This window comes from Lelliottia sp. SL45 (assembly GCF_026672535.1).
Classification (GTDB): Bacteria; Pseudomonadota; Gammaproteobacteria; order Enterobacterales; family Enterobacteriaceae; genus Enterobacter; species Enterobacter nimipressuralis.
The window spans coordinates 27,499-44,845 of the sequence record NZ_JAPPRH010000012.1; the positions used below are offsets into that span (position 1 = coordinate 27,499).

At 43.1% G+C, this 17,347-nt stretch carries 12 protein-coding genes; 5 read left to right on the top strand and 7 right to left on the bottom strand.

What is annotated here, in order from left to right; all coding sequences use genetic code 11:
* Positions 1–5: 5 nt before the first annotated feature.
* Genes OVA10_RS24075 through mobI form a run of 7 tightly spaced genes read right to left on the bottom strand, consistent with a single transcriptional unit; the run spans position 6 to position 8,222 of the window.
* Positions 6–668 carry a DUF4400 domain-containing protein gene (locus tag OVA10_RS24075; RefSeq protein ID WP_000718549.1) on the bottom strand — a complete coding sequence of 221 codons (663 nt, stop codon included), beginning with the start codon at positions 666–668 and terminating at the stop codon, positions 6–8.
* On the bottom strand, positions 655–1,323 hold the full coding sequence (locus tag OVA10_RS24080; protein ID WP_268197073.1) for a hypothetical protein: 669 nt from the start codon (positions 1,321–1,323) through the stop codon (positions 655–657). The genes OVA10_RS24075 and OVA10_RS24080 overlap by 14 nt, the downstream gene beginning before the upstream one ends.
* Entirely contained in the window at positions 1,284–1,763 is a 480-nt protein-coding gene (locus OVA10_RS24085) for a hypothetical protein (RefSeq protein WP_268197074.1), read from the bottom strand. Before OVA10_RS24085 ends, OVA10_RS24080 begins: the two co-directional genes overlap by 40 nt.
* Positions 1,763–3,847: a conjugative transfer system coupling protein TraD gene (gene traD / locus OVA10_RS24090; protein WP_001284073.1), complete on the bottom strand. Its 2,085-nt coding sequence runs from the start codon at positions 3,845–3,847 to the stop codon at positions 1,763–1,765. The genes OVA10_RS24085 and traD overlap by 1 nt, the downstream gene beginning before the upstream one ends.
* Positions 3,847–6,993, bottom strand: a complete 3,147-nt coding sequence (gene mobH, locus OVA10_RS24095) for a MobH family relaxase (protein ID WP_326493412.1) — start codon at positions 6,991–6,993, stop codon at positions 3,847–3,849. The genes traD and mobH overlap by 1 nt, the downstream gene beginning before the upstream one ends.
* A gap of 9 nt (positions 6,994–7,002) precedes the next feature.
* Positions 7,003–7,740 (bottom strand): hypothetical protein, encoded by a 738-nt coding sequence (locus OVA10_RS24100; RefSeq protein ID WP_000128631.1) that lies wholly within the window; start codon positions 7,738–7,740, stop codon positions 7,003–7,005.
* Entirely contained in the window at positions 7,737–8,222 is a 486-nt protein-coding gene (gene mobI, locus OVA10_RS24105) for a conjugative transfer protein MobI(A/C) (RefSeq protein WP_000071885.1), read from the bottom strand. Before mobI ends, OVA10_RS24100 begins: the two co-directional genes overlap by 4 nt.
* Positions 8,223–8,981: 759 nt before the next feature.
* Between mobI and OVA10_RS24110 the strand changes: the two genes are divergently transcribed.
* The 5 genes from OVA10_RS24110 (at position 8,982) to OVA10_RS24130 (ending at position 17,300) form a co-directional block, all read left to right on the top strand.
* Positions 8,982–9,782 carry a hypothetical protein gene (locus OVA10_RS24110; protein ID WP_000004208.1) on the top strand — a complete coding sequence of 267 codons (801 nt, stop codon included), beginning with the start codon at positions 8,982–8,984 and terminating at the stop codon, positions 9,780–9,782.
* A 1-nt stretch (position 9,783) separates the two neighbouring features.
* Positions 9,784–10,296, top strand: coding sequence for a hypothetical protein (locus tag OVA10_RS24115; protein WP_001140952.1), 513 nt, complete (start codon positions 9,784–9,786; stop codon positions 10,294–10,296).
* A 590-nt stretch (positions 10,297–10,886) separates the two neighbouring features.
* Positions 10,887–11,933, top strand: a complete 1,047-nt coding sequence (locus OVA10_RS24120) for a thioredoxin family protein (RefSeq protein ID WP_000196726.1) — start codon at positions 10,887–10,889, stop codon at positions 11,931–11,933.
* Positions 11,923–13,338 (top strand): IncHI-type conjugal transfer protein TrhH, encoded by a 1,416-nt coding sequence (gene trhH, locus OVA10_RS24125; protein ID WP_268197076.1) that lies wholly within the window; start codon positions 11,923–11,925, stop codon positions 13,336–13,338. Before OVA10_RS24120 ends, trhH begins: the two co-directional genes overlap by 11 nt.
* Positions 13,339–13,346: 8 nt before the next feature.
* The gene (locus OVA10_RS24130; protein WP_268197077.1) at positions 13,347–17,300 is read left to right on the top strand and encodes a conjugal transfer protein TraG N-terminal domain-containing protein; all 3,954 of its coding nucleotides are present in this window, start codon (positions 13,347–13,349) and stop codon (positions 17,298–17,300) included.
* Positions 17,301–17,347 lie beyond the last annotated feature (47 nt).

The following is a 17,347-nucleotide window of genomic DNA, read 5'->3' on the forward strand; positions in this document are numbered from 1 at the left end:
CACCTTTACATGAGTTTTTGAAAGTTAGACCACAAGCGATTCAATGCAATTCCCAGTATCAGTAAAGCGACTGGTGGGAAAAGTTGAGCGATATTGTTAAATAGTGACATATTCGGCATGACCAGGTAGACCATCGTTAAAGCACTGATCACCCAAAATGCTCGAAACCAAATACGATAAAACTGAACTGTAACCTTACCAAATACGTACCTCTTCAATTTCCACTGGTACATTCCATCTGCTAGCATGGCAAATAGATAGGGCAGAAAAACGATCAGCCACCCCAGGATTAAGTTCCACCGGAAAATGGACTGATAAAGTAAGAGGGGTATGTTTTTGGCCATAGTGTAATTAATAGAGGTAAATTTTTCAGCAACAATGTTAATACCTCTGGCTGGTTTTTTGGTGTCAGGGATCAGAATAGTATTCAGATAGTCAATTAACTTATAGTCATGTACCAACCAATTTAAAGTCGCTTCACTATTTGCAATAACAGACTTCCAACGGTCATTTGATATGATGGACCGGCTTGCATTAACCTCCTGAGTAATCTGATATTTGAGCTCCTCAGTATTCTGGAAAGCCAAGCTGTAACCAAAATAAATGACCATGCCAAAAAAAAGCATTGTTCTGAGCACTGCTGCTCTGCTTGTATTATCCGCAGCCATTGCCTTCCCTCCATTCACGAAAAAGAGCTAGCCTCTGATCGTGATTGCAATAGTTGTTACGCCACATCGTCGGGATACCCAGGAGCCAGTGGTACTGTTTAGGTATGATTTGGTCGATGAGGCTTAACTCCGCCAGTTCTTTATGCTCTGCGCTTTTCCACTCGATCTGTCCCACATCAGGAACAAATACAGCGGTCCTTGCTTTTGCGGCCTGGCGGGAAAATTCTATAAAGTTGATGCCCCACGGCGTCCAGTATCTGTACTGCTCGTTTAAGCCGATGTTAAACACCGGCAGAGAAAGAGTTGAGTCGGCAAAAGCCGAAATCACATTTTTGCAGACTCTTGGACTATCTATTTTTTCCTGTTCGGTTTTGAGATGAGTCAGCAGTGCACGGTCAATAATGCTGTTAAAGGTGTTTGTATAAAGGCCATTAGGGTCAGGAAGCTGATCTATGGCAGTAATGATTTTAAATTTTAACCGAGAAAGAAAGGGAGAGTCCTCAATAGTAACTATATGACTATGTGTTGTTTCTGGATGAATCTGGGGTTTGATGCGCTGTACTTGTTTAAAAGAGACACTACCTGGCAAATTAATGAATGCGCCCACCGTGCGTGTCAAATCGACGAAATAAGGCAAAAGATAACAACCAAGCATACGGGCATTCTTTTTACAAGATCACACCGTTCGTCATTGTTATCGAAAGAAATACGGAAACTAACGAATTTACGTTCAGCACCTTCGCTGGTGGTCAGCGATTGAATCCATTCATGGCATGAACCTTGTGGTACCGACCAGTAGCTGGTTTCACGGTCCCCAAAGGGATCAGTCGTGATCAACTCTCCCTTTAAAAGGAAAAGCTCAGACAGGGTATTTGCCATGGAGAATAGGGAATCGATATCGTTGCTCTGACAAAATTTTCCCAAATGATGAAACGCGTTTTTTTCTATCTTAGTTAGCCGATCTCGAACTTCCTGAGAATCTGCGTACTTTAAACCCAAAGACTGAAAGCGCCTTTTTACGAGCGAGCGACATTTGCTGACTTTTAGTGCAGAGCTTAAAATTTGCTGGCGCGTCAGGACAATTTTTTCATCCATCAATGCAACTTCCTTAGAAATTTATTAAGATTTTTGATATCGAGATTTTGACGCAAAGTAACTTTTCCGGCCTTTTTGAAAAGCATTTCCGACAGAGTTGTGTTTGGCTTCATTTGTTTCTCAGCAACAGCAATAGGGATTTGGCCTACAACCTTCCTGCCATCTTGAAGCCTGGCAACTATGTGAAACATAGGGACCTGACCCAAGAGATCCTTTGGAATACTCTCTTCTAAGGTTGTCTGCTTTCTTTCTGAGATTGAACCTGAGAAGTTATTATGCGGCAAAGATGTTTCTGAACCGGTCGTATAAGTGACCATATTTGTGCTTATCGCACTCTTACCAAAGTTCTCTACAACAAGCGTCTGAGTAGGAGTATCGTTGACTCGCAAGCTTATATAATTGTTGCAGAGCCCCGTAATTCGATTGGCAGTTTCAACACTTGCCGCAGCAATAAAGTCGGAGATGGTTTGGGTGCAAATAAACAGTGCAATTTTCGCTGCACGACCCTGCGCCAGAAGGTTAATCATAGGGTTGTTAATGGCTGAATGTGCCTCATCAACAAATATACTAATCCTGGAATTAGCTGACATATCACCATCCTGAGCGTTGTAGCGACTACCGGCACAGGAGGTCAGATCTGACATTATTAATTGAGAAATAGCAGCTGCTGTATCGGGGTTTGAAAGGCCATCAAGCGAAATGTATAGCACCCCGCCAGTGCTGAACATCCCTTCGCTTGTTACAATTTCTCTTGATGATACTGAGTTCGGGTTAGGAGATAAAAGCTCATTTAAAGGTTTTTCAATGAGCATATCGAAAACAGGCATAATACCTGCGGTCATTTTAGCCATATGCTCTGGGTCGGACATTGAGTAATCAATAAGCTGGGAAACAGTATCTAACCAGTCTATTTGTTCGGACCCCTCGTAATTCATGAAATGAGCCGTAAACCATTCAGCGAGGCGCTTGAAACGTACCGGCAAGGTATCGTTAGCGACGTACTTAACTTTTTCGGTCCAGACATCGTAACCATAATATCTCGCGTAACATGACTCCATTACCTTAACTGTAAGATTCACAATAGACATGTGGCTTTTCATGTTCTTGTGAATCAGATAAATAGAAGGCTTTTTCTCTATGTAAGAAAGCCCGGAAATCACATTGGAAACGAGAGCCTTGGCATACTGAACGAATGGGTTAACCTCACCGGGAACTGTCACCAAGCTCAAAAGACGAGATGTTAGGTCAGAAACATTTGTATAAGTGTTGCAGACATCAATACAGACCGAAGAGGCTGGCTGGCCAGGATGAAATTTATAGAAGGGAAGACCCAGGGTCTTAGCCTCTTCCATTAGAGATTCTCGCCACTCTGCATCGTTCTTTGGATCTATGACAACAACAACATGACCAAGATGAAGCATGCTAATGCTTAGTAAACGCTGAAGCACCGTTTTCCCGGTACCGACGTTTCCGGTAATCAGAGTATGACCAAACCAATTGTCTTCAGTAACAAATATGGGTTCCCTACGTTCCACAGCAAAAATTGCATTGCTGCCGCCCATCTTACGAGCCATTGCGTCAAAATGTCTCTTAATTGGGTTGAAGACGAATGGCAACTCGATCTCACGTTTATCACTGGAGAGGTTAGCTATTTGATATGCCCGATCCGCATGTTCCGGGCCCCACTCAAACCCATCACAAAAATAGGACTTTCGCTCGGGTATATCCTTATTTTTATTTTGATAATCCTGAACCAGCTGACGATACTTTCGCTCATTGGAGAAAAAGTTACTTTTGTTAATTACACGCAGTGAATCAAGACTAACGAACATGAAATGTCGCTTGAATACACGCCAATGAGCCATCAAAAATGGCGCTGCTGTTTTGCAACGATAAAGGCACAGCAAAAAAAGCAATATTGAGGTGAACAGAACTATTGGGGCGATGTCCAGTCCGTCTGAAGAAAGCCCCATATAAAGCATAGACACCGAACAAATCAAAAGTATTGAGGCACTACGATACTCAAGAATAGGCCGATAAAAATTCTCTTGTGCATGGAGGTTAGTCCTCTTCGAATCTGACATTATAGGTTCCCAGCCTCTTTCAGGTTATTGATAATTCGTTCAATGTCCACTTTCGCCCGGTCTGATGCGGCCAGCAAAGTAGGCATGTTAAATGCATGGCATTTTGTATTGATCACAGCACCAGAATTAACGAGGTACTGAGGAAGTTTATTGAAAAGATCTTGAGCCTCTAACTGCGACCCAAATTTTTCCACGCAAGATTGGGTCAGATAGAGAGTATTAGGAGTACTTACCATAAATCTGTTTTTGCGCTTTCTTTTAAACGCCACCTCCATTTTGGACAGAATTTGATGCAGTACTAACGCAATTTCTACAAATTCAAGTTCTGTAACGTCACCTTCACTTATAAGCGAGAATTCACCATTTTGGTCTGATTCAGTAGATGCAAAGACTTTACTGTTCAAATTGTGACCAGAAACATGTGGTGCTGCTTTTTGTACTTCTGCTTTGTCCGATGATTTATTCCGGTTGCGCTTGGGATTTTGTTTTTCTACCGGTGCTGTTGGGGCGAACAGTCTGGCCAGTGCTGGCGAAAGATGATGCCCCTTAGCGTCTGTGGGCGCATGCTCTTCATTTGATTCTTCAAGTACAGGAGGTAAGGCGGGCTCTTCACTTGCCATCACACTGGTTGGGGCTGCTTCGGTCTGGGAATACACAACTTCAGCTGGTGGTGGGCAGTTACCCTCAGTATCTGGTTCTGAGTTTTCTTGTCCTACAGAAACATCCATAGAGCGTTCAATCGTGCCCTGGGGATCAGCGTTCTGTTCTCGGTTAAGTTCTGGTAATTCTGACGGCTCGGGGAGAAGCTTTTCATTATGGACCGAAGAGCTTGTTGCACAACTACCGACTTCTGGCCGAGAAACACTAAGCTGTGTGAAATCGGTATAATCAATGATCTCAAGCTCTTCATCTTCTTTCTCAAAAAGATGTTGATAATGTTCATATTCCACTGCCTCAGTTTTCAGCGGACCAGTCGCGGATGCACTATCGGTTCCATGATATTCCTCGTCGCCAGAATGTTCTTCGACTGCATTTACACGTGGGGGAGGCAGCTCAAGCGTTTGCTTTGGACGTGGGGCAGAGTTTTCAACAGAAGACTCATCATTAATCACTAATGCCTGATACATAGAAGTATTGAAAAGTGACTTTAAAGTTGTTGGCCTTCTTGGCTCATGATAGGTGAGCTGGAACCCGGCGCAGTTATCGCCGAGCTGGACTAAACGCAGATCGTCAATGTCCCTTACTATCCACATTCCATCGAGAGAGCCTTCTCTGAATGTCAGTTGGAAATAGGGCTCTTCACTGAATGCTTTTTCATCTAATCCCGGCAGCAATGCCATAGTGGCATCTATGTTGAGGTAGGGGACAGCATCAACACACACTATATAGTCATTGGAAAGTGGAGTGCTTAAAAGGAGTTCATGAAGTTGGTTGACCAGGACATGGGATTCCGTGTCCTTTGCCGATTCATCTTCACTTTCTTCTATATCAGGAATGACATGATCAGCTGCTTCCTCACCCTCAGATTTAACTATCTGCGTGTCATTATCAATTTCATTATCACTTTCAGCTTTCTTCTCAAAATCGTCGGATGAGCCTTCATTTTTCTTAGAATGTATATCACCATCAATAGAGGCAGAGGAGCGGCCTAAATCATTAACCTTAAGAACAGCCGTCTCAACAGTATCAGTAATTCTAGTTATAGCGTCCCGACCGGGCACTGGTCTTCTGTATTCAGTAACTGTTTTTTGCTCGTCAATGTAAATAAAGTCTTTATTGGCATTAACGCTAAAAAGACCCGGCACTGAGTCAGGGATTTTATAGGAATCAAAGATTAAACCAATCCACCTTAGCTTAAGAAGGTTATAGAATTCTAGTTTCCCTATCCCATTTCTGAAGATGTTCGATATTTCGTTTTCCGAATAGATACCCGGAATGAAGTAGTGAACGACACGCTCATCATCATAGGGTTCGACGTATCCACGTTGAACTAGGGATTCTACCAATACCGTCTTACCAGCCTCTCCCTGAGGGAAGTTATATTTATGTAATTCGAAATCATTGAGAACAAAATCAAGGAATGCGTTCTCGTTAAGGTATACCTCACCATTTACGATAATGATGTGCATAGGCTTAGCATTGTAATTGTTGATATTGATACTGGTAAAGTTGTGTTTGATGGTACTAATGGCCCTTGCTGCTGCATCATTAGAACGCAGACCCATGATAGGGTCACGTAAAACATTAAGGTCTGTACCAGTAGAATAGAAATCAGCGGTCCTCACGCATTTCGACAAAAAGTCATTCCCATCAGTATAAACGTTTAGGGCGGTGATCATTTTTGAATAAACACGTTCTTTAGTTACCCGATCCAAAAATGCAAGACATACCGGGTTTAGGATTCGTTCAAGGAAAACGCTGGACCAGATATTATGTTGATTATGAATACGCTTTCGCCAGTGAATCTCGTATTCAACCACGTCGTTTTCACGTGCCCAGTCAAGAAGACTTTGTGAGCTTGGCGTCCAAATGATCGAACTAGCTAAATTCAGGCTTACAATATCGAGATCGTAAACCTTTCCGGCATCATGGACTAAACCACAGATAAACGCAGCATAGAGATATACTTTTCTACGGACTACTTCTTCATCTTGATATCCGATTGGCCTCAGCTCTGAGTGATGCGCATTTTTTAAAGAGAGTATGGCCACTTCCAGGCTGTGAGAAAGTAACCCACCAATACCATTATGATGATGATTTTCGGAAGCTGGCAAAAGATGTATCCAGCGAACATATTCAACCAAGGGCTTTAATACTAAATTAGTAAATGTATATGCATCGTCCCTGATGTCGCTATCGCTGATAGCTAACATCATTGAAATTGAGTGCAGTTTTTCCCGATACAGAGACAGGATTGACTGTTCATTAAATGTCTGTATGCCCGTCGGACGAGTTGGATACTCGATGAATTTCAGGACTTCTGGATTTGGATGATCAGGAACAGTGTACTTCTGATCTCCTAGAATCTGCGCAAAAGGAGAGAGGCTTGATATATCCTCAATCATTACAGAGGTTGCATCATTCTCCTGAGATGAGAATATCCCCAAAATCCGTTTAATACATAAATACAGCGCCCTGAAATTCATCATCATACCTTATCGACGTTTGCCTGACAGTTCGGCTGCAATGTATGCCTGCACACTTTTATATTGCATTACTTTGGTGATGAACTCTGCTGGACTGTATGGCCCATCCTTACGGCGAGAAACATTCAGAGTCTTTTTCACATTCTCAACATATAAATTAATACTCTTTATAATGTTGTGAGACATAACCGGATAGTCGCTTACAGCCAGTAAACCCAATGAGTTGTACTCATACATTGTGTTCATGAGCTGGTTCATCTCGAAGATGTACTTGTAAAACCTCATGGTGTTGTGGTTATTGAAGTTGAGTTGTACTGGTTCAAAACTGAAAGGTACAAACTGAGTTGATGACATGAATGAGTCATTCTTGTCGAACTCAATTGACTTAATATAAGCAACAAGATTTTCTTTCATCTTATTGTTTTCTTCATGCAGCTCGTTGAACCAATCCTGAATAGCCTGAACAAGGTCAGGATGTTTAACTGCATCAACCGTTTTAAAGAGAGAGGAAATAGCGATACTCACATCATCAAAACCTCTGATGACTGCTCCATTTCTGGCAGTTAAAAACCGGTTAAAGTCGGGGGTGCCGGGGTTAATAATAACTTTGGCCATACCCTGGTGCTCTGGTCTGCGTTGAGTAGATGTTTGAGCGTTTACGCCTTGCTTTTTATTTGAACCTTTTACCATTACATCTTTTGGTTCAATGTTAATACGCTCATTGTCCGTGATAATTGCGTCGGTCATTGTGCCACCTTCGTTTTTGAGTATTGACGGATTTTTCGTCCAAGTTCGATATATGCTGAATGATAGAGCTCAAGCATTTCTCTGTAAGGCTCCAGCAATGCTTCCGTTTCAGAAATCATTTCGTATTCCCAGCTGGCATGGTTTACAAAACAGTTCTTAGAATATTTTCCACTTTTCATTGGTTGCACCCGTTTTGACATGTGGCTAGGCGCTCTTGTTTTATAAGGGCTGAACTGATGCCAAGTGATCGTTACTTTTCTGGCATTACCAATTAGCTCAACTTTTGGTGCGTAAGAACCCAGATACTCCCTCTTTGGAACTTTGCTATGTCGGGTAAGGTTAATCTCTTGGTGGTTTCGTTCCTTCCACTTGATCCAGTATTTTGTAATGAGATCTTCAGCCTCAACACGCAAACCTTCAATCTGAGCACGTAAATTTTTACGTGTTAGCTCTATAGAACTTATAAGATTCGAATTACTCATGACGCCTCCTGATGTGAAATTACTATACCGGAGGAAATTTCCGTTTTTTTTCACGAACAGAAGATTTTTGTATGCTCTTTGATGAGGGAATTGAACAGATGTAATGCACTCCCTGTTTCCCCCATTCGGTAGGGGCCTTCAGAAACAGTAACAGCGAGTTTAGCCTCACTCCCATCACTACCCCCTAAAGTTACTTTTGAGGGAATGACCATTGTGGATTATTGCTTTTGATAATGTGCATTGCTCTATTAAAGTTATACATATATCTAGTGCCACTTTTCCAAAAAAAATGACCCTATGAAACTTTGTCCATAGTGACACTTTTATAAAAAGTGACCCTATGACGACATTACATAGGGTCACTTTTCAAACATAAGTGACCCTATGTGAGGCATTCATAGGGTCACTTTTCTTTGTTTAGTGATCCTATGTAAGCATGAGGTTGATGAAAAGTAAAAATGTCAGTTTATGACGGTCAGTGAAAGACGTCGTTATTCTAATCCAACGTTGGGAGGGGCTGGGTTTAGGTTTTTTTTTAATCGCTTCACATTTCGTTAGCATGCGCAGGAATTTTTGATAAAATTCTGGTTAGTTTGGTTAAAAAGTGTTACAAGTAAGCGGTGTGGTTGAAGGGATAGATTTAAGGCTTATTCAAGCCTTAAGAAAATACTAAAAGTTACTTTTCACCCTACCGAACACCTAACAAAAAATCCATGTTGAAGATTTGAACAATTGTAATGGCGCAAGGACAATCAGCACATGTCAGAATCTGATAATTTAACTCGTAGCTTACTCGGTAAACTTTTCCGCACTGAGATTTCGCTTATTCGTAGTTACCGTGCATTTTTAATGTTATTGCCTGTGCATGGATCTTCTGCATATCAAACTGGGACTCCGCTTCTCCAGCGTCGCCTATTTGGGAAAGGATTTAGTACAGCCGCTGATTTAGCTTTTGAAGTGGAAACACGTCCAGGTAGTTTTTTGGTTCCGCGTACACTCGGAAAGGAAATTACATGGGAGAGGTTTTTTTCTGCGGTCTTGGACGGTGATTCCAATGTAATTCGTGAATATGATACAAATGATATTGACTATGGTATTTACGATGCCGGTGAAAAAGTGACTTTTCTGAATGGTACAGTGGATATCTATAATCCCAAGAAGATTCATGAGTTGCGTTCTAAATGTGTTGATATACAGAATGACTACTTTATGCAGGTGTTCTTTATTTCAATGCTCGCACCAGAGTTTGTAAGTATTTTCTTTGGTTTAAAACCAACTACAGCTGATGCTATTAAAGACATTGGTTATTCATCGTTAAAAACAATTAACGATGTCGTTCTTTTCCCACGTACAATTGCTTTCTCACAAGGGCATATTGAAGAGAGTGTTTCACTTAAAACGAAAGTTTTTGCCTGGGCTTATGAATTGTCTGCTGACATCCGGTTAGGAAAAGTTAGTGACGATTTGATGGAACTATTACGTTATGACACTATGTTCACCAGTCACCGTCAGGATGTGTTCAACACTTTAACAAATAAAGTTATGTTAAAGGATTATTGATATGGCAAAGGTCGATCAAACAAAAGCTAATGCTCTATTGCGAGCAGCAAGAACTATGTCGCTTGGGGCAAATAAAAATACAATACGAATTTTGTACGGTAATCATGTTGCTGAAAATATCGATTTTGAGCCTGGTGCAAAAACAAAACTCAAAAAGGGTATCCGGGGTTGGAGCAAACGCACAGATAACCGCCGAGCCTTTTCTGCTGTTATTGATGTCGCAGTTAACTATTTTGGTTTTGATCCAATAAATCCGGAAGCGAGTTTTCGGCAAATTGACTTCAACCGAATAATGAGTGTCCTTCATAATCTGGGATACTTTGTATGCGCACCGGAAGTTAATAAAATAATAGAAATCCTTACTTCTATGAAAGAAATTGAAGAACTAGGTGCCTGCGAAAAATGTAAACGCCCATACATTGTGCCAGTGACAAATGATGCTCATTGTCCACGTTGCAGATTATCTTCAACTGCTTCAGCCATAGAGAGGTATTCTCAAGAAGAATTAGATTAAATCTAAAAATGATATCGCGAAACTTGACTTGTCTGAATCTAAATATTGACTTAAGTCAAATTCTGTTGTTTGCTTACAATCAAATATTAGTTACAACTTAAATATCAACTCTTGACAATTAAAGATATAATTTGATTTATCTTTATACAGTCTGCCTTCGTTCCAAAAATGTGCACCTTTTTTTCTGTTGAAAACGTAAAACTACATAGGTTCTCTAAAACCTTCTATGCATGACGACTTCTTAATCGCTTTCAATTTATATATTTTATATTCTTGCCTAAGTTCGCTTCTTTGATCCTTAGCTGTTCCTTCTTTAAATATATAAACAGCATTACTGGTGATGATTTTTTTCAGCTCTAAATACACCTGTTTTCAAAGCAATATTTGCTTTTAGATATTCGATAAAACCATGTTTTTGTTACACCGGATTTTTCACAATGTGCAAGATGGATGATCTTGCCATCACTGAGACTATCTTCTTAGTCAGCTCTCCTTTTCCGTCCTTTTCAACATAAAAACGACCATGCTATACGAGCTCTAACCTTTTTTTTGTATGCCATCATAACCGCATCAGAAAAGGAGAACGGTCTATGACTCGTATTGCATTAGCGCCTTCAAAGATGGTTTTGCTTATGTCTTTGGTAATTACTGGTGCCCACGCCAGCCCTGAGCAACCCCTAATAAAAGATACACCCTTTGTATCAGGACAGGCTTATAAGAAGGGTTTCTTCTGGTATGACGATCCTGCTAAAAAAAGCGAAGCTGAAGAAGAAGAGGTTTTGCCACCAACCGGTGCTGCTAGCTCGCCTTCAAAAGAGGAAAAGGTAGATTTAAATTCAAAATGGCTAAAAGAGAATATGCCTCGACTGTTAACGCAGGCAATGGATAACCCTACCGCAGAAAATCTATCACGTTATTACACGGCGCAAAGGTTAATGCTGGATATCAGTACGCGTTTTTCTGACAAATCAAAAGATTATTTTCTTAAAAACCCGATGATGTCTGAAAAACGCAGGCAACCAGTGGAAAAGGTGGCACTGGATGCTCACCGCACTGTTGTTGAAAAAAATCAGCAAACGGTAATGAAAGATATCTTTACTAAGTCAGGTTTATTTTTCTTTTTCCAGAGTACTTGCCAGTTTTGCCACGAAGAGAGCCAAATACTTCAATTTATGCAGAACTATTATTCGGTAGATATTCTTCCAATCAGTATGGATGGAAGGCCATTGCATAATGGCCTTTTTCAGGATTTTAACATCCCCAATGCACAAATTATTGATCAATTTAAAATTCGAGAGGTACCTACAATTTTCCTGGTTTCAAAGGATGGGACATCAGCTCAGCGCATTAGTGAAGGCATGATCTCTGCTGATGAATTAAAGAACACTATTATACTTGCCGCGAAGGGCATGAATCTGATCGATGACGCTTCGTTCCAGTCAACTCTAGATATTAAAAGGCAATATACCATCGGTGATGATGGCGTTATTACCGTTAATAAATCTGAAATGGAATCAGACCCATTCTTACTTCAAAAAATAATGGACCAAAAACTCGAAGGCTATGACATGCCTACGGCCGATCCGGTCAATTATCTCAATGCTGGCGGCAGTTTTGGAGGCACTTATGCGCAGTAATGCCGTTTTCAACTTCAAAAAGTTACTTTTGTCTCTTTCTGTTTGTGCTGCAATTTTAGCCCCGACTGCAAATGCAGACAACGCAATGCGTAACATTTTCAATGGCATGATGACGTCTACCAGCCCGGCCACCTTTTCCACAGCAACCCGTACAGGCATAGTTGGCGGGTCAATGTCTTACCGAACAACAAACGTTAATACCAACCTTGTTTCCATGTCGTTTCCAAAAGCTTCTGTCGGTTGTAACGGTATTGACGTTTTTCTTGGGTCCTTCAGCATGATCAACGGGGACCAGCTTGTGCAGGTGGCCCGTGGTATTGCCCAGGGTGCGGCTATCTATGCTTTTAACGTTGCTGTTTCAGCTATTTGTGCTGACTGTGCTGCAACGATTAATGACATCCAAAACAAACTGCAAGCGCTAAATAAATTTGCGAAAGATTCATGCAATGCAACTTACTCTTTCCTTTCTGAAAACGTGGGTACGCCAAGCCAGTTCGCTAACTCAGTTAGCTCTGGACCAGCCTCAATTCTGGGATCGATTAATGGTCTCATTCCTGATTTCGGCTCATCGATGACAAAGTCACCTGAAGCTGTCACTTCTCAGGTTAAAGCAAAGGATCCCGAAGAGTTCGCTGAAAAATTCAGTGGTAACCTCTTCTATATGTCGTTCATGGATATTGATAAGGGAACGATGAACATCGGAGGGGTAACGGAGTTATCCGGTTATAAACTGGCAGAACAACTTATGTCTCTCGTGGGTACTGTCATTATCAACTGGGATAGCAAAGGCGAAAAAGCGGGAATGGAAGTCCGCCCGTCTACCATGACAGTCACGGATTACATAATGGGGCCACCAGCTGGCGGAACAATTAAAATGCTCAAGTGTTCTCCGGCACCAGATCCATCATCCCCACGAAAGGCTCAGTGCCTTGTCATGTCAGAAGTTAATGACGGTGGTTTTAAGGGATTGAAGGATACCATCTCTGATCTTCTTTTAAACGTACAGAAGAAAATCATCAACGACGTTCGTGTTTCAGATGATGAATTACGCATTATCTCCTATATCGGCATCCCGACCATTATCGACTCTTTGCAAACATTCGAAGCACCGGAAGGGTACGCATACATTCAGGACATCAGCACTATTGCTGCGACGAGCCTCGTAATCAACATGTTGCGCCAGGTTGAGGCCAAAATTTCAACCATGAGCATACCGAGTGAGTCACTGTCGGGTAAAAGGGATGATCTCAACCGATTAACAGACAATCTCTCAAAACAGGTTAAAGCCGCCTATGAGCTATCGCACAGCCAGGTCGGTACCAGCTCGGACGTCATTTCAACCTGGGATGACCGTCGCCTGCAACGGAAGGCTTTCACTGAAAGTATTCGTGGCACACGTAACTGAGGTCTGACATGGATTACAACATATATACCCTGGGTGATATTGATTTTGTCTGGTCGGCGTTTACCGGTATTGCCCTGATCTTTTCTCAATATACTGGTGTAAAAGAGTTCCTGACCACGGCCGCCGTTGTAGCAGGTGTGAGCCTATTCTATAAAACGTGGCTATGGCTTCAGGCACCGACCAAAAATGAATTACCCTTTTTCTCCTGGTTTTTGGGGTTGATCCTTTTCATGATGGCAATGGTTCGAGTGGATGTAACTATTGAATCTGTAAAGTCGGGAGAGGTCAGGAACGTCGACGGAATTCCAATTTTTATTGCTGCGATGGCCACCGTCACCACTAACTTAAGCCAGGGGTTGCTGAAGGATTATAAAACAGCGTTTGATCCGCTTTCTCCGGTGGACCTGTCTGCAACAACTCTGGACGATGACATCACCCTAGGTCCGATGATCCGATTCGTGAAGTTTTTGCAATGGGGCGGCGATAGCCAGGGCTACTGTTCCGCATTTCCGGAACCGGCCAGCGGGCTAGGGCCAATGAACGTATGTGCTACCGTTCAGTCTCTTGCATACAACTGCCTGAAGGCTACCCAAAACTCAAGCGCAAATATTGCCGGTAAAGAAACTATTTTTAACGATATTTTCTCAGCGAATCTGGCAGATAGCATGGACCGGATTAATCAGGCGATGAAAGGCGCTCTGAAGAATGCTTCTGCCAGTATTGTTGGCGCTAACGGTTCAAAATCTGGTACGTGTGATGAGGTCTGGTCAACTGTGAAACAGGTTACCAGTACAGCGGAAGCTCGCCAGACTATTTCCCTTATAGGACAGACAAACGGCATCCTTACTCCAGACGAAGCAAATGGTGCACCTACCGGCGCAAGCTTTACTGATGTTATGGCGTCAGCAAATGGTATGTACGGTAAGGCTATTGGTTCGTATGACGCCACCCTGAACCTGTTCATAATGAATGAGCTCAGAAATGGCGCAAGCAAATATAAGACCCCACTCGGTCTGGCTTCCGATATGCAGTTGTTTGAGGCTTCTCTGAAGCGAACCAACACAATGGCTTCACAGGGCCAGTTGTGGTTACAACTGTCGGGAGCAGCAATCGCATTCCTTGAGATGTTTGCTTATATGGTTGCTCCATTTGCTTTGCTTATGCTGCTAGCGTTAGGTGGTAATGGTGTTGCCGCTGCGGCGAAATATTTGCAACTTATCCTCTTCGTGAATATGTGGCCGCTTACGGCAGTAATGGTCAACGCGTATGTGAAGAAAGTCGCGACGGCCGACTTGGATACCTGGAGCACCCTCAACAGCCAGAATAATGCCGTCACGTGGATGGGGCTCCCAGGGCTTGCGGAAACATACAGTTCATACCTGTCTGTTGCTTCCGCCCTTTATGCTCTGATTCCGGTACTCACATTATTCCTGATGACACAGTCGATTCACCCGATGATGAATGCGGTTAAGGGAGTGACCCCCGATGCGCCGGTGGATACTGGTCATGTAACGCCCAAAGTATGGGATGGCCCTAACAGCGGTAAATCTTCATTTGGTGACGTGACACGAACCGCCTTAACCAGTACCGGTCAGGGGTACAGCGATGGCGGCGCAGTTGATTCAAGTAATTTCCGTCTTGGAATGTGGAATGCTGGTTCAAGTATCGCTAACAGCCAAGGGCAAGGATCAGCTGTAACCTCATCAGTTATGAGTGCGGCAAGTAATTCATTCCAGGCTGGTTACAGTCAGATGAGCGAAATTGGCAGGTCAGGACAGTCGAGCCAGCAGTTCTCAACCAACCTGCAAACAATGAAGCAGATCTCGGATAAGATTGGTGCCTCTGTAGCAGAAGGTATTGCAACGAAACATGGGGTGAGTGCGTCTCAGATGGCCAGCATTGCTTCAAATGTTATTCTCAACGCTGGGCTTAATGGAGGTGTTGGAACTGGCAATGGAGCCGGGCTGAAAGCGGCTGTAGCAGGGCAATTGAGTAGCGGTGCATCTAAGACCAATACAGGCAGTGACTCGCTTTCAAATGACCTTTCAAAAGCAATCACGAATCAGCTTAGCCAGGATTCTGCGTTAACTGACCAGTTCAGTAAAGCGGCGTCTCAGGTAAGCAGCGATCAGATATCCAATACTAATGCGTTTAAAGAAGCATCGTCGAAAATGAACCAGGCGACACAGACGATGGCGCAAAATATTTCCACATCGGTTTCGACTAACGCAAGCTCCAACAGTGGAATGAGCCTTGATTCTAAACAAAGCATTAACCTGGACAGGTTCTCCGATTCTATTCGCAACAAAAACTTCAGTGATGATGATGTAAGGAATTTTGCTCGTAAGAATGGGCTGGATGAGAATGCGTTTATGGAGAAATTCAACTCCTATAACGATACCTTCAAGGCCAGTAATCAGCTTGGATCGCAGCTTCAACGTACTGACGCGCTTGTGGCTGCAACACGAGATTTCAGTGAGCAAAAAATTGCGATTGATACCGCCCGGGGAGAGACGGCCGAAAGTAATAAACAGGATCTCCGTGAAACCTCCAGCTTGCTTAAAAGTCTGGTTTCCGACTTCGGTGGTAATGCACAGCAGCTGCTACCTATCACCAATCAGCTCGACAGAATTTCAGGCGACGGGTCAGGAATTAATACTATCACTCAGGCACAGGATAGAACTCCTGACAGCGTAAATACGTCTGGCGTGATGAGTGCGTCACGCGTAGGGGAACTGGGGGGAAGTGTAGATTCGCAGGCTAAACTTGGTCTTTCCTCCAACGCTCAGGACGCGACACAGCGTGTCCCTGGAAATAGTGAAGCTGGCTTTACTCCTTATAACCTTGATAACGCGGGCAAAGGCGATATTCAGGGAATACATAACAACAACGTGGGTCGCACTTATTCTGATGAAGAAAGGAATGTGCTTAATTCTCTCAAAACGAATGGACCTGTACTGAATAATCAGGGTGTAGAGAAAGTCGTCAATTCGGGTCAGGATGTCAGAAATGCAGAAGGCACATTTAACGATCTGGAAAAGGCTACCGGAGGTCGGGTGGTTGGTGATGGAATGGATCAACGAGCCACTGCTTTGAACAGTATGTATCAGAGCGGTCAAGTTCGTGGCTTATCTAATAACACTGATAACTACTTTAGTCGTGTTGCCAACAACCCGAACTTAAGCCGGGACGATAAGCGAGCTGAATTGGCACAGCAAGCTGTCTTTACCTATGGTGCCAGCACCATGGCTACCGGTGCCGAAAGAGAGCAGCTCAAAGCGGATACCCAGAAGATCCTTAATGAACTGGGTAACTATAACGTTAACTGGAGTATGAATGACGTTCAGAGCATCCATAGCAGTTTCAACACTCATAACAGAGCTGATGGTTCACTTGAGTCAGTCGTACGGGCAAACCTGGGAGAGGGTGGGTCGGGCGGTGGTCTCGTTGGTAACCGCACTCAGACCGTCACAGATCGCTTGGTTGGGGAAAAGATAGAGGCCAACACTGAGCGGGGCGCGATTTCTGGTGCGCTACTCGGGGGCCAGCAATTTGTTTCGGATACGCTAACCAGCGTTGGGGCGAAACCGGTAAATGAGATGCTTACGGGAGCGGGCATCCTTCAAACCCAGACATCGATAGCAAATGATGCTTCTAACCCTGCAAATATGCCTGATTCTCTCCAGGGTAAGGTCCTTAATCACATGCAGATGTCTGATGGCGTCGCAGCAGTAAGTGACCGGTATCAGAGTATTAGCAGCGACGGCGTTTCGACTTATGCGAATGCAGCGCAGAACTCTGAAAGGGCTATCCGGCAGCAATTGACGGATGACCCTCGCTTTGGGCCTCAGAAAGCAGATGAATTCATTCAGTACATGAAGTCAGAGCTGAGCAACACAAATGAGCCTTACCAGTCACGTGTCGATAGAGCGGATCAGTGGCTTAATGAAAATAAAAAATAAGGGAGGTTGAATATAACCTCCTGAAATGACTATCAATTGATTGTAAA

What these genes read in the sequence shown, in the direction of transcription:
- OVA10_RS24075 (WP_000718549.1), bottom strand. Translation starts at nt 668, where the DNA reads ATGGCTGCGGATAATACAAGCAGAGCAGCAGTGCTCAGAACAATGCTT.
- OVA10_RS24080 (WP_268197073.1), bottom strand. Translation starts at nt 1,323, where the DNA reads ATGCTTGGTTGTTATCTTTTGCCTTATTTCGTCGATTTGACACGCACG.
- OVA10_RS24085 (WP_268197074.1), bottom strand. Translation starts at nt 1,763, where the DNA reads ATGGATGAAAAAATTGTCCTGACGCGCCAGCAAATTTTAAGCTCTGCA.
- traD (WP_001284073.1), bottom strand. Translation starts at nt 3,847, where the DNA reads ATGTCAGATTCGAAGAGGACTAACCTCCATGCACAAGAGAATTTTTAT.
- mobH (WP_326493412.1), bottom strand. Translation starts at nt 6,993, where the DNA reads ATGAATTTCAGGGCGCTGTATTTATGTATTAAACGGATTTTGGGGATA.
- OVA10_RS24100 (WP_000128631.1), bottom strand. Translation starts at nt 7,740, where the DNA reads ATGACCGACGCAATTATCACGGACAATGAGCGTATTAACATTGAACCA.
- mobI (WP_000071885.1), bottom strand. Translation starts at nt 8,222, where the DNA reads ATGAGTAATTCGAATCTTATAAGTTCTATAGAGCTAACACGTAAAAAT.
- OVA10_RS24110 (WP_000004208.1), top strand. Translation starts at nt 8,982, where the DNA reads ATGTCAGAATCTGATAATTTAACTCGTAGCTTACTCGGTAAACTTTTC.
- OVA10_RS24115 (WP_001140952.1), top strand. Translation starts at nt 9,784, where the DNA reads ATGGCAAAGGTCGATCAAACAAAAGCTAATGCTCTATTGCGAGCAGCA.
- OVA10_RS24120 (WP_000196726.1), top strand. Translation starts at nt 10,887, where the DNA reads ATGACTCGTATTGCATTAGCGCCTTCAAAGATGGTTTTGCTTATGTCT.
- trhH (WP_268197076.1), top strand. Translation starts at nt 11,923, where the DNA reads ATGCGCAGTAATGCCGTTTTCAACTTCAAAAAGTTACTTTTGTCTCTT.
- OVA10_RS24130 (WP_268197077.1), top strand. Translation starts at nt 13,347, where the DNA reads ATGGATTACAACATATATACCCTGGGTGATATTGATTTTGTCTGGTCG.